16 protein-coding genes are annotated in these 11,982 nt (G+C 71.2%); 12 read left to right on the top strand and 4 right to left on the bottom strand.

What is annotated here, in order from left to right:
* Window positions 1-52 precede the first annotated feature (52 nt).
* Window positions 53-652 carry a TetR/AcrR family transcriptional regulator gene (locus B5D60_RS03330; protein WP_172806245.1) on the top strand — a complete coding sequence of 200 codons (600 nt, stop codon included), beginning with the start codon at window positions 53-55 and terminating at the stop codon, window positions 650-652.
* 4 nt (window positions 653-656) lie between these two features.
* Here the strand turns inward: B5D60_RS03330 and B5D60_RS03325 are convergent, their stop codons facing one another.
* Window positions 657-992, bottom strand: a complete 336-nt coding sequence (locus tag B5D60_RS03325) for a YnfA family protein (RefSeq protein WP_078701258.1) — start codon at window positions 990-992, stop codon at window positions 657-659.
* Window positions 993-1,038: 46 nt separating this feature from the next.
* Between B5D60_RS03325 and B5D60_RS03320 the strand changes: the two genes are divergently transcribed.
* From B5D60_RS03320 to B5D60_RS03305, 4 genes are read left to right on the top strand one after another with little or no spacing between them, the layout of a single operon-like run.
* Entirely contained in the window at window positions 1,039-1,353 is a 315-nt protein-coding gene (locus B5D60_RS03320) for a YchJ family protein (RefSeq protein WP_231948961.1), read from the top strand.
* Window positions 1,350-1,577 carry a helix-hairpin-helix domain-containing protein gene (locus tag B5D60_RS03315; RefSeq protein ID WP_078698837.1) on the top strand — a complete coding sequence of 76 codons (228 nt, stop codon included), beginning with the start codon at window positions 1,350-1,352 and terminating at the stop codon, window positions 1,575-1,577. The genes B5D60_RS03320 and B5D60_RS03315 overlap by 4 nt, the downstream gene beginning before the upstream one ends.
* Before the next feature lie 14 nt (window positions 1,578-1,591).
* Complete coding sequence (locus tag B5D60_RS03310; protein WP_078698836.1) at window positions 1,592-1,801, top strand: DUF4287 domain-containing protein; 210 nt, start codon at window positions 1,592-1,594, stop codon at window positions 1,799-1,801.
* Window positions 1,802-2,668 carry an ATP-grasp domain-containing protein gene (locus B5D60_RS03305; protein WP_078698835.1) on the top strand — a complete coding sequence of 289 codons (867 nt, stop codon included), beginning with the start codon at window positions 1,802-1,804 and terminating at the stop codon, window positions 2,666-2,668.
* A 21-nt stretch (window positions 2,669-2,689) separates the two neighbouring features.
* On the opposite strand, the gene B5D60_RS03300 is transcribed toward B5D60_RS03305, so the two are convergent.
* On the bottom strand, window positions 2,690-3,901 hold the full coding sequence (locus B5D60_RS03300; RefSeq protein ID WP_078698834.1) for a YibE/F family protein: 1,212 nt from the start codon (window positions 3,899-3,901) through the stop codon (window positions 2,690-2,692).
* Between the two features lie 9 nt (window positions 3,902-3,910).
* Between B5D60_RS03300 and B5D60_RS03295 the strand changes: the two genes are divergently transcribed.
* The 5 genes from B5D60_RS03295 (at window position 3,911) to B5D60_RS03275 (ending at window position 7,078) form a co-directional block, all read left to right on the top strand.
* Entirely contained in the window at window positions 3,911-4,672 is a 762-nt protein-coding gene (locus B5D60_RS03295; RefSeq protein ID WP_231948960.1) for a phosphotransferase, read from the top strand.
* A gap of 41 nt (window positions 4,673-4,713) precedes the next feature.
* Complete coding sequence (locus B5D60_RS03290; RefSeq protein ID WP_078698832.1) at window positions 4,714-5,604, top strand: bile acid:sodium symporter family protein; 891 nt, start codon at window positions 4,714-4,716, stop codon at window positions 5,602-5,604.
* Entirely contained in the window at window positions 5,597-5,878 is a 282-nt protein-coding gene (locus B5D60_RS03285; protein WP_197684384.1) for a hypothetical protein, read from the top strand. The genes B5D60_RS03290 and B5D60_RS03285 overlap by 8 nt, the downstream gene beginning before the upstream one ends.
* Window positions 5,879-5,961: 83 nt before the next feature.
* Entirely contained in the window at window positions 5,962-6,402 is a 441-nt protein-coding gene (locus B5D60_RS03280; RefSeq protein ID WP_078698831.1) for a VOC family protein, read from the top strand.
* 4 nt (window positions 6,403-6,406) lie between these two features.
* A complete protein-coding gene (locus B5D60_RS03275; protein WP_078698830.1) occupies window positions 6,407-7,078 on the top strand; it encodes a winged helix-turn-helix transcriptional regulator in 672 nt (223 codons plus the stop codon).
* Here the strand turns inward: B5D60_RS03275 and B5D60_RS16680 are convergent.
* Window positions 7,038-7,688 (bottom strand): TetR/AcrR family transcriptional regulator, encoded by a 651-nt coding sequence (locus tag B5D60_RS16680; protein WP_197684383.1) that lies wholly within the window; start codon window positions 7,686-7,688, stop codon window positions 7,038-7,040. The genes B5D60_RS03275 and B5D60_RS16680 overlap by 41 nt on opposite strands.
* Window positions 7,689-7,918: 230 nt before the next feature.
* On the opposite strand from B5D60_RS16680, the gene B5D60_RS03265 reads away from it, so the two are divergent.
* Complete coding sequence (locus tag B5D60_RS03265; RefSeq protein WP_078698829.1) at window positions 7,919-8,938, top strand: alpha/beta hydrolase fold domain-containing protein; 1,020 nt, start codon at window positions 7,919-7,921, stop codon at window positions 8,936-8,938.
* On the opposite strand, the gene B5D60_RS03260 is transcribed toward B5D60_RS03265, so the two are convergent.
* Complete coding sequence (locus B5D60_RS03260; RefSeq protein ID WP_153302859.1) at window positions 8,901-10,982, bottom strand: S9 family peptidase; 2,082 nt, start codon at window positions 10,980-10,982, stop codon at window positions 8,901-8,903. The two genes, B5D60_RS03265 and B5D60_RS03260, sit on opposite strands and share 38 nt — an antisense overlap.
* Window positions 10,983-11,034: 52 nt before the next feature.
* Here B5D60_RS03260 and mshB point away from each other — a divergent pair, with 52 nt between their 5' ends.
* On the top strand, window positions 11,035-11,940 hold the full coding sequence (gene mshB, locus B5D60_RS03255) for an N-acetyl-1-D-myo-inositol-2-amino-2-deoxy-alpha-D-glucopyranoside deacetylase (RefSeq protein ID WP_078698827.1): 906 nt from the start codon (window positions 11,035-11,037) through the stop codon (window positions 11,938-11,940).
* Window positions 11,941-11,982 lie beyond the last annotated feature (42 nt).

Here is an 11,982-nt window from a genome sequence, read left to right as displayed (position 1 = left end):
CGCATAACACTGTTATCGACGACCATAACGCTGTTATGTCATGCTGTCGAGTATGAGTTCTGTACCGGGCCCGGAGGCGCCTGCCGTCCGTGCGCGGCTCCTTGAGGAGGCGGCGCGGATCCTCGACGAGGAGGGACCCTCGGCGCTGTCGACCCGCCGGCTGGCCAACGGCGCGGGTACGTCCACGATGGCCGTCTACACGCACTTCGGGAGCATGGGCGGGGTGGTCGACGCTGTCGCGACCGAGGGATTCCGTCGCCTCATCGACCGGGTGGGTGCCGTCGACAGGACCGACGACCCCGCGGCCGATCTGCTGGCGGCCGCAGTGGCCTACCGCGAGAACGCCCTCCAGAACCCTCATCTCTACGCGGTGATGTTCGGGGCGATCAGCGTGCGGGGTCTCGGCGGCCAGGGGCCCGACGCGGACGTGGCGTACGCGGCGTTCCGGCAGCTGGTGACCTTCGTGGAGCGGGCGATGGACGCAGGCCGACTGCGCCCCGACGACCCGAAGGCGGTGGCGGCGCAGTGGTGGAGCGCGCTCCACGGCTACATGATGCTGGAGCTCGCGGGAATGGATCAGGTGGTGAAGGACCCCGAGCACCACGTGCTGTGGGAGCTCATGGGGAACCTGCTCCGCTCGCTCTCGGTCTGACGCGTCAGGCGCTGCGCGGCGCGTACATGATCACGGCCACGCCAGCCAGGCAGATCGCGGCGCCGGCAAGGTCCCAGCGGTCCGGCCGGAAGCCGTCGAACAGCATCCCCCAGGCCAGCGACCCCGCCACGAAGACGCCGCCGTAGGCGGCCAGGATGCGGCCGAAGTTCGCGTCGGGCTGCAGCGTGGCCACGAACCCGTAGAGCCCGAGCGCGACGACGCCCAGTCCCATCCACATCACGCCGCGGTGCTCGCGGACGCCCTGCCAGATCAGCCATGCGCCGCCGATCTCGGCGACCGCGGCCACGGCGAACAGGCTGATCGAGCGCATCACGTCCATGCCGCGATTGTGCCGTGCGAGGTTGGAGCCGTGCGAGGCTGGAGTCGTGACGGACCAGCCACAGACCGCCGAGGCGCTCATGCGCTCGCGGTTCGAGGCGTTCAGGCGCGCCGACCGCGACTGGCTGCTCGCCACCTGGCACCCCTCGACCCGTCCCGCCGAGCTGGACCTCTCCGACAACCCGCGCTGGCGCGGGCTCCAGATCGTGGACACCGACGCCGGCGAACCGCAGGACGACAGGGGAGTCGTGGAGTTCCGCGCGACCTACATCGCCGACGGCGAGCTCGAGATCCTGCACGAGCGGTCGACGTTCGTGCGCGAGGACGATCGTTGGTACTACCTGGACGGAGAGGTCAGATGACGAACCCCGATGCACCCCGACCCAGCGGTCTTCCCGCGTCGATCGGGCGCCCCGCGACGAACGCTCTCGCCGCGCAGGGCATCACCTCGCTGGAGCAGGTCGCCGGGCTCACCGAGTCCGAGCTCCTGGCCCTGCACGGCGTGGGTCCGAAGGCCGTGCGCCTGCTCGGCGAGGCGCTCGCCGCCCAGGGGCTGGAGTTCGGATCCCGGAGCACGGGGGACTGACTAGGCTCGGGGCCATGAGTGAGGACGTGAAGGGCCCCGCCTCCTACTTCCCGGCGATCGAGAAGAAGTACGGCGAGCCCATCGAGCACTGGATGCGCCAGTTGGAGTCGGTCGTGACCGCCAAGCACATGGAGCAGGTCGCGTTCCTGAAGAACGACTTCGGGTTCGGGCATGGGCATGCCAATGCAGTGGTCGCGGTGTTCCGCAAGGAACGGGGCCTCTGAGTGGCACGCATCGCCTTCGCCACCTGCGACAGACTCGCTGACGGGTTCGAGGACGACCACGAGGCCGCGCGCCTCGTGGGCGCGGAGTTCGTCGTCTGGAACGACCCCGACGTCGACTGGTCGGCCTACGACCACGTCGTCATCCGGTCGGCCTGGGACTACACGATCCAGCGCGAGGCGTTCGTCGTGTGGGTGCGCTCGCTCGGCGACCGTGTCTCGAATGCCCCCGACCTGGTCGCCTTCAACTCGGACAAGGCCTACCTCGGCGCGCTCGGTGTGCCCACGGTGCCCACCGCGTACGTGGTGCCCGGGGCCGAGGCGCCGCAGCTGCGTGGCGAGGTCGTCGTGAAGCCCACGGTCTCGGCCGGCGGGCGCGACACGGGCCGCTTCGACCCCGATCACCACGACGACGCGCGTGAGCTGATCTCGCAGATCAACGCGTCGGGTCGCGTCGCGATGGTCCAGCCGTACGTCGAGGGTGTCGACGCCGCGGGCGAGACGGCCGTGGTCTTCATCGGCGGCGAGGTCTCGCACGTGCTGCACAAGAAGCCGGTCCTGCGCGAGCAGGGCACGGCCGCGCTGCTCGACCCCGACGACCCGGCCTCCGAGGCCGCGATCATGCACGACGAGGACCTCGTCACCGCCGGCGATGCGGCACCGGAGTACCTCGACCTGGCGAACGCCGCCCACGGCGAGCTGGCCGCGCGCTTCGGCCTGCCGCTCTACGTGCGCGTCGACCTGGTGCCGGGCCCGGCAGGCCCGGTGGTCATGGAGATCGAGGCCGTCGAGCCGTGCCTCTACCTCGACCTCGTCCCGGGTGCGGCGGAGCGCTTCGCCGCCGCGATCAGGGCGCGTCTGGAGCGCTGAGCGTGACGTTCGCGGGGTGCTTCACGGCGTGTTGACCCCGGAAAGGTCACGCTCAGCGATGCGGGCGGGCGCGAGCCACACGGCGATCACCGTGGTGATGGGCACGGCCAGCACGAGGCCGATCGCGCCCACGAGGGTGCGCACCACCTCCTGCGCGATCCCCTCGGTGACGGCGACCTCGAGCAGCGGGCGCTGGTAGGCCGAGATCAGCAGCAGCGTGGTCATCGCCGTTCCGGCGTACGCGAAGACGAGCGTGTAGACGCTCGAGGCGATGTGGTCGCGGCCGATGCGCATGGCCGAGCCGAACAGCTCGGCGCGGCCGGCCGTGGGCTTGAGGGCCCGCATCTCCCACACCGCGCTCGCCTGCGTGACGGTGACGTCGTTGAGCACGCCGAGTCCGGCGATCACCATCGACGCCGCGACGACACCCGCCAGACTCATCTGCGGCGCCGTGGCGAGCAGCAGGTGGTCGTCCTCGGACCCGACCCCGGTCAGGTGGGCCCAGTCCGTCGACATCGCGCCGACGAGGGCCGTGAAGCCGATGCCGAACAGGGTGCCGAACAGGGCGGCGGTGGTGCGGATCGACACGCCGTGGGCCAGGTAGAGCACGGCCAGCATGATGACGGTCGAGCCCGCCACCGCCACCGCGATCGGCGGCTGGTCGGCCAGCAGTGCCGGCAGCACGAACCGCAGCAGCACGAGCAGGGTGATGCCGATGCCGACGAGGGCGAACAGTCCGCGCCAACGGCCCACCACGGCGACGAGGATCGCGAACACGATCGCCAGGATCATCAGCTGGGGACCGCGCTGGTGGTCGTAGAACTCGTACGTGGGCTGCTGGCCGTCGGGGGCGACCTCGATGACGCGGATGTCGTCGCCCTCCTGCACCGCTCCGCCGACGTAGCGCGTCGGATCGAGGGTGAACACCGCCGACGTCCCGCGCTCGGTCTCGGCCGTGACGTTCGCGCACGAGCCCTCGACCATGGGGATGTTGTCGGGGCCCGTGCCCGTGCTGTTGCAGTCGAACGGGGTGACCTCGGTGACGGTGGCGTCGAGGATCGCGACCGCGCCGTACGGGTCGGCGCCCTGCGGGACGTCGTCGGGGTCGGGCCACAGGGCGGCCACGGCGCCGAAGGCCACGAGGGCCACGGCGAGCACCGCGGCGGTCAGCGACCACGCGAGGCGGGGTCGGGGCGGTCCCTCGGCAGGCTCGATCGCGTGGTGGTGTGTCACGATGCCAGCGTGGCACGTGGTGAAGAGATCCCCGAACACCTCCCCGGTGGCTCCGGCGGCGTGTGGCGCGTGGGCCGCACCGTCCGGCGCCCCACGGGACCCTGGACGCCTGCCGTCCACGAGCTGCTGGGCTGGCTCGCCGACGAGGGCCTCGGCGGCATCCCGCACGTCTCAGGACTGGACGAGGACGACCGCGAGATCGTCTCGTACATCGAGGGTCGCGGCGTGCCCGTCGACGACGAGGTGGTGCTGGACACGGTGCTCGTCGAGGCGGTGGCGTGGCTGCGCGACTTCCACGACATCGTCGAGGAGTTTCGCCCCGACGGCCCGCGCACGTGGCGCCAGGCCGGTGAGGTCGAGCTGGGCGATGACGAGATCATCTGCCACAACGATCCCGGCGCCTACAACTGGATCATCCAGAGCGGGCACTTCGTGGCGATGATCGACTGGGACCTGGCCGGGCCGGGGCAGCGCATCGACGACCTCGCCTTCCTGTGCTGGACGGCGATCCCGCTCTACCGCGAGATCCCGCTCGAGGACGTCGTCCGGCGACTGGACCTCGTGGTCGACACGTACGCCGAGTGGGGACCGATGGCGCTGCTGGACGCGGTGGTCGCCCGGATGACCACCGCCACCGAGCGCATCGCCGCCGGCATCGAGCGGGGTGACCCCGGCATGCTCAACCTCGCGCGCAAGGGCGAGCCGCAGCGCACGCGCGACCGGCTGGCCGCCTTCGAGGCCCGCCTGCCGGCCATCCGCGCCGCACTCTGAACCGACCCGGAATGTGACACCCGTCACGTAGGGTGTCGGCCATGGATTCGATGCTGTCGACCGTGGGCCTGCCGATCGCCCTCGGGATCATCATGTTCGGTCTCGGGCTGTCGCTGACCGTCGCGGACTTCGCGCGGGTGCGGAGGTCGCCGAAGGCCGTCGCGATCGCCCTGCTGTGCCAGCTCGTGCTGCTGCCGGTCGTGTGCTTCGGGCTCGTGCTGGCGCTCGACCTGCCGCCCGTGCTCGCGGTGGGCATGCTGCTCCTGGCCGCCTCGCCCGGCGGCAGCACCGCGAACCTGTTCAGCCACCTCTTCCGCGGCGATGTCGCCCTGAACATCACGCTGACCGCCATCAACTCGGTCGTCGCGATCGTCTCACTGCCGATCGTCACGAACCTGGCGATGGCCTACTTCGACCTCGGGGACGAGGTCACCCTGCAGTACCGCAAGGTGGTCGAGGTCTTCGCCATCGTGCTCATCCCGGTCGTGCTCGGCATGTGGGTGCGGGCCAAGAGCCCGGACTTCGCCGACCGCATGGACAAGCCCGTCCGGATCGGCTCCGCGCTGGTGCTGTTCATCATCATCGTGGGCATCGTCGTCGACCAGCGCTCGAACGTGGGGGACTACGCGGCCTCGGTCGGCCTGGCGGTCGCGATCTTCTGCGCCGCGAGCCTGGTCATCGGGTTCGTGGTGCCCGCCTGGGCGGGCGTCACCGAGCGACAGGCGGTGGCGTGCTCGTTCGAGATCGGCGTGCACAACGCCACGCTGGCGATCTACGTGGCGGTCGAGGTGCTCGACAGTGTGGAGCTCTCGGTGCCGGCGGCCGTCTACGGCCTGGTGATGTTCGTGATGGCGGCGCTGTGGGGCCTCGCGCTCACCCGGTGGATCCTGCCGCGGACGGAGGCCCGGACGCTACCGTCGCACCATGGCTGACGTGCACTTCGACGAACGCGACGACGCCGAGGCCTTCGCCTCCGTGCTCGGGGCCGAGGGCATCGCCTGCCGGCTCCACCGCGACGAGTTCGCGGGCGAGGACGACTTCGAGGACGCCGCCTGGCTCGTCGAGGTCGCCGACTCCGTGCCGGCCCTGGCGCACCGTGCCGAGGAGGCCGGGGGATGGGTCGTCGTCGCGCCGGAGCCGCCCTCCGCCGCGCCGGCGCCGCTGCCCGCCGAACCTCGGCGCATCAAGCGATCGCAGCACCATTGACGAGTTGCTTGTTTTTTGCAAGTGTGGGATCACGGCACTCCGCAGACGGCGCTGGGCCGCTCGTCATCGACTGGAGTTCGATCATGACCGACATCTTCGTGAACCTGCCCACCTCCGACCTCGACCGCGCGAAGGCGTTCTACACGGCGCTGGGCGCCAGCCTCAAGCCGGAGTTCACCGACGACAACGCCGCGTGCGTCGTGTGGGACGAGCACATCTACTTCATGGTGCTGACCCGGGAGTTCTTCTCGACCTTCACCGACAAGCAGGTGGCCGACCCGGCCACCACCGCCCTGGTCTCGACGGCCTTCAGCCGCACGTCCCGCGAGGAGGTGGACCGCGTCGTCGAGGCCGGTCTCGCCGCCGGGGGCTCCGAGCCGCGCGAGGTGCAGGACTACGGGTTCATGTACAGCCGTGACCTGGACGACCCGGACGGGAACAGCCTGAGCTTCCTGTACATGGATCCGGTGGCCGCCGAGCAGGGTCCCGAGGCGTACCTCGCCGAGCAGGGGCAGCAGGCCTGACACGGTGGTGGCTCGCAGCTACGACCAGTACGACGGGGTCACCGCCGCGGTCGAGGTGATCGGCGAGCGGTGGGCGCTGCTCATCGTGCGCGACCTGCTGGTCGGCGCGCGGCGCTACACCGACCTCAAGCAGGGACTGCCGCGGATCCCGACCAACATCCTCTCGGCGCGCCTCAAGGACCTGCAGGAGGGCGGCGTCGTCCAGCGGGTGCCGCTGCGCCACTGCGGGCTCGTCTACGAGCTCACCGAGGTCGGACGGAGCCTCGAGCCGATCGTGCTCGCCCTGAGCCGGTGGGGTGTCGAGCGGCTGGGGGAGCCGGGCGCCGAGGACCTCACGACCGCGGACGGGCTCACGGTGGCGCTCCGGGCGGCGTTCCGGCCCGAGATCGCGGCGTCGGCGACCCCGACCGACTACGAGCTGCGGGTCGAGGCGGTCGTGCTGCGGGTGGGGGTGGGCGACGGGAGCCTGGTGATCCACCAGGTCGCCCCGCCGGCACCGCCGGTGGCGGGGACCGTTCCCGAGGGCGAACCGGACGTCGTCCTGGTCGCGGGGCGCGACCTCCTGCGCGGCGAGCTGCCGCGGGTGGCGGCGGGCGACCCGGAGCTGGCCCAGCGGTTCGCCGGGAGCTTCGCGCTCAGGTGGGGACCGCGGTCTCCTCTTCCGGCAGTTGGATGATGCCCTCGAAGATCGTCACCATCATCTGGTCGAGCACGGTCTCGCGGTCGAACGGCCGCTCGGTCCACCGGGCCATCTCCGCGGTGAACCACAGCGCGCCGAAGACCTTCTCCATGCCCAGCCGGACGTCGATGTCGTCGCGCATGAGATCGGGGATGCCGCTGACGGTGATCGCCGTGGCCACCTCGAAGAGTGCGTCCAGGCGCTCGATCAGCTTCGTGCGGACCGGCGACTCCGGGCCGAAGCCGGTGGCGCCGATGAGCGGGCCGAGGTCGACGGCGAGGTCGAGCAGGTCGGTGAAGAACTTCCGGATGCCGTCCTCGATGTCGGTGGCCGAGCCGGCGAGGTCGCGGCTGATGCCCCGGGCGTTCTCCGTGGCTCGCACCATCGCCGCGTCGATCGACTCGAGCACGGACGCCTCGAAGAGCTCCTCCTTGGAGGGGAAGTGGCGGTAGAGCATCGCCTCGTTGATGCCGGCCTCGGCCGCGATCTCTCGCGTGCGGGTGGCGGCGAACCCCTTCTGGGCGAACACGTGACGCGCCGAGTCGATGATCTGGGCACGGCGTCGCTCCGCGCTCATCCGCCGCTTGGGGCCTCGTTCAACGGTCACGGCTGAAACCGTAGGACACGCACCCGCACCAGGGGAGTGGAGCACTGATACCAATGGGGGACATGTGACCAATGTGACTGGATTGACGAAGAAATGTCGCCGGAATCACAAATTCTCAGGTTTCGATTGCACGTGGCGTCATCGCCGCCCTAATCTGGCGTCACTTGCTTGAAGTCAATACCTACTTACTTAGGTCGGATGCTGCCCCGACCTTCGCGAAGGAGAAAGACATGAGCGTTCCGAAGCCGCTCGTCCGTACCCGCCTACTGCTGGCGCGACCCGTGATGCACTCCACCCGCGTCAGCCTCGGTGCCAAGCGCACCATGGCCGACTCGATCGCCTCTGCTGCCCGTGCCCCTGAGGGCGCGATCTACGACTTCGACGTGATCGCCGGACTGCCCGTGCAGTTCGTCACCGTCGAGGGCACCGGTCCGGCCACCGGCCGCGCCACCATGATCTACCTGCACGGCGGCGGTCACGTCGTCGGCAGCTCGCGTGCCTACCGTGCCTTCGCCGCCCACGTGGCGATGCACGCCGGCATGGACGTCCTGCTGCCCGAGTACCCGCTCGCTCCCGAGAGCCCCTACCCGGCCGCGCTGGACATGCTCATCGCGCTCTACCGGGCGCTCCCGTCCTACGGCGTCGACCCGAGCACCGTCGTCCTCGCGGGCGACGACGCCGGCGCCGGCCTGGCCCTGGCCATGGCGCTCGAGATCCGCGACCTCGGCCTGCCGATGCCCGCGGCGATCGGCATGATCAGCCCCTGGCTCGACATGAACGCCGACATCGAGCGCTCGCGCCCCTCGGCCTCGGACCCGTGGTTCACCCCGGCCCTGGCCACCCGCTGGGCCCGCACGTACCTGGGCGGCGCCGATCCGCTCGATCCCGGCGTCTCGCCGCTGCACGGCGATTTCGACGGGCTGCCGCCGATCGTCGTCCACTACAGCGGCCTCGACCCGCTGCGCACGGACTCCGAGGCGTTCCTGCAGAAGGTGACGCTGAAGTCCGACAGTCCCCGCGTCATCGCCCGGGAGTACCCCGAGATGTGGCAGTCCTTCCACCTGCAGGCCGGCCGCCTCGACGCGGCCGACCAGGCGGTCGAGGAGTTCGGCAAGGCGATGGCCTCACTCGTCGAGGTCCCCGGCGGTCACGGCGACGTGGTGCCGATCAACCGTCCGGTCGCCGGCCAAGGTGGCCGTCGCCTGCGGCTGGTCAAGCCAGCTGCTGCCGCAGGAACTCCATCTGTATGAGCTTGAGGTTCTCCGCGACCTCCTCCTGAGGCGTCATGTGGGTGACCCCCGACAACGGCAGGACCGTGTGGGGGCGCCCCGCCGCCAGCAGGGCTGACGACAGCCGAAGCGTGTGCGCCGCGACCACGTTGTCGTCGGCCAGGCCGTGGATGAGCATGAGCGGACGCTCCAGCCGCGGCGCCAGCGGCAGCAGCGAGTTGGCGTCGTAGACGTCGGGCTGCTCGTCGGGGTGTCCGAGGTAGCGCTCGGTGTAGCAGGTGTCGTACAGCCGCCACTCGGTGACGGGAGCGCCGGCGACCGCCGCGTGGAAGACGTCGGGACGGGCCATCACGGCCAGCGCCGCCAGGTACCCGCCGTAGGACCACCCGGTGATGCCGACGCGCTCGGGATCGATGTCGTCGGGGAACCGCGCGGCGACCGCGGCGACGGCGTCGACCTGGTCCTGCAGCGTGACCTCGGCGAAGCGGTCGCGGATCTCGCGCTCCCACGCGGAGCCGCGCCCCGGCGTGCCGCGCCCGTCGGCCACGACCACGCAGAAGCCCTGGTCGGCCATCCACTGGGCCTCGAGGAACATCCGTCCCGAGGCCAGCACGCGCTGGGCGTGCGGGCCGCCGTACGGATCCATCAGCAGCGGGAGGCGCCGCGACCCGCGCACGTGGTCGCGGGGGAAGAGCACCGCGGCCCGGAGGTCGCGCTCGCCCAGGTGGACGATCTCGACCTCGGGAGTGAAGGGTGCGGGCTCGGCGAGGACGCGGATCGCGCCCGTGGCGTCGCCGGCGTGGACGGAGATCGTGGCGGACGAGGAGTCGAGGCCGTGACGCACCACGACGGTGGTGCCGCCCTCGGCGACGGCACCGTGCACGGCCGCGCCCTCGGTCAGCACCTCGGCGGAGCCGTCGGCCCCGAAGCGCACGAGCTGGACCTCGGTGGGCTCGGCCGAGGCGGTGGTGAGGATGCCCGCCTCGTCGATCGTGACGATCGAGCGCACCTGCCACTCGTCGCCGCTGACGGGGGAGCCGTCGAGGCACACCCGCCGGCGGTCGGCGACGTCCTCGAGCGTGACGAGGCGGCCCTGCGCGTCACGGCGGGGTGCCGAGGACAGCTCGACCCAGGCGTCGTCGGTCAGCTCGCGCAGGGTGCGGGTGGCGCCGGTGGCGGGATCGGCCTCGAGGACGAGGCTGCTGCGCTGGTCGCGGCTGATCACCTGCAGGACGGGGTCGTGGCCCTGCGACCAGTCGACCCGCGCGAGGTACTCGAAGGCCTCGTGGTCCCACACGATCTCGGTGGGCGCCTCGCCGTCGAGGCCGACGTGCCAGAGGGTGACCGTGCTGTTCGTCGTGCCGGCGGCGGGGTAGCGCTGCTCCACGGCGGGCTGGTCGGGGTTCGCCGGATCGGCGATGTGCCACACCTGGACGTCGGCGTCGTCGTACCGCTCCACCAGCAGCGATCGACCGTCGGGCGCCCACCAGAAGCCGCGGAAGCGGTCCATCTCCTCGGCGGCGATGAACTCGGCCCGGCCCCAGGCCTGCGTGGCGGAGTCGGGGCTGACCAGGGCGCGGTCGTCGGTCCCGGCCACGCCCACCACGCGCAGCTCGCCCGCGGCGTTGGCGTACGCGACGTGCCGGCCCGTGGGATCGAGGCGCGGGTCGATGACGGCGCCGGACGCCGGCAGCTCGCGCACGGCGCCAGCGCCGAGGTGGATCGCGAAGAGCCGTCCCGACAAGGGGAAGCAGGCCCAGCGGCCCGTGCCGTCGACGTCGTAGGAGACGAGGCCACCGGCGCCCTCGCGGCTGCGCTCGCGGCGGGCGCGCTCCTCGGGGGAGAGGTCCTCGTCGGCGCCGCCGAGCACGTCGACCGGGTCGGCCAGGAGGGACTCCTCGCCGGTGGCGACGTCGTACTCCCAGAGCGCGCCCGAGCGCGTGACGCCGTCGGGCGTGCGGATGAAGCGCACGGTGGCGCCGTCCGGCGAGACCGTCAGGTTGCGGGGGATGCCGAGGGTGAAGCGCAGCGTGCGTGCGGCCAGTCGGGGGTAGGACTCCGTCATGCCTCCCATCCTGTCAGGGCGGGCTGTCACCGTCGGCCCCTACATTGGGGGCATGTCCGATCGCCGACTGCTCCTCGTGCACGCCCACCCCGACGACGAGTCCATCCAATCGGGCCTCACGATGGCCAGGTACGTCGCCGAGGGGGCCCACGTCACGCTCGTGAGCTGCACCCTGGGCGAGCACGGGGAGGTCCTCGTCCCCGAGCTGGAGCACCTCGCCGCCGAGCAGGAGGACCGGCTCGGTCCCCAGCGGCTCATCGAGCTCAGCGACGCGATGGCCCAGTTGGGCGTCACCGACTTCCGCCGGCTCGGCGGCGACGGCACGTATCGCGACTCCGGCATGGTCTGGGACGAGAACGGCAACGCCGCCGCGATGGAGGAGATCGACCCGCGCGCCTTCTGGCGCGCCGACCTCCTCGAGGCCGCGAACCACCTCGTGGCGGTGATCCGCGAGCTGCGCCCCCACGTGCTGGTCACGTACGACGAGTTCGGCAACTACGGCCACCCCGACCACATCCAGGCGCACCGCGTGGCGCACTACGCCGCGGCGCTGGCGGCCGTCGAGTCGCACCGGCGCGACCTTGGCCCGGCGTGGGACGTGCCCAAGATCTACTGGACCGCCGAGTCCGCCTCCCGCATGCGCGAGGGCGCCAGGATGATGGCCGACGCCGGCCAGCCCCCGCCGTTCGAGATCGACCCGGAGAACCTCCCGCCGATGTTCATCGAGGACGAGGACCTCAGCACGGCCGTCTCGTCCACCCCCGAGCACGTCACCGCCAAGCTCGACGCGATGCGGGCGCACGCCACGCAGATCACCCCCGACGGGGTCTTCTTCGCGATGGGCATCGACCTCGCGGCGATCGCCTGGGGCACCGAGTACTACCGGTTGGCGAAGGGTCGCCGGGGCCCCGTCGGCGAGTCGGGATTCGAGGAGGATCTGTTCGCCGGTCTTGACTGACGGTCGGGCCGAACTGCCGCTTGGGCCGCAGCCCGTAGGCTT

The organism is Aeromicrobium choanae (assembly GCF_900167475.1).
Classification (GTDB): domain Bacteria; phylum Actinomycetota; class Actinomycetes; order Propionibacteriales; family Nocardioidaceae; genus Aeromicrobium; species Aeromicrobium choanae.
This window is presented reverse-complemented; position numbering and strand designations above follow the sequence as displayed.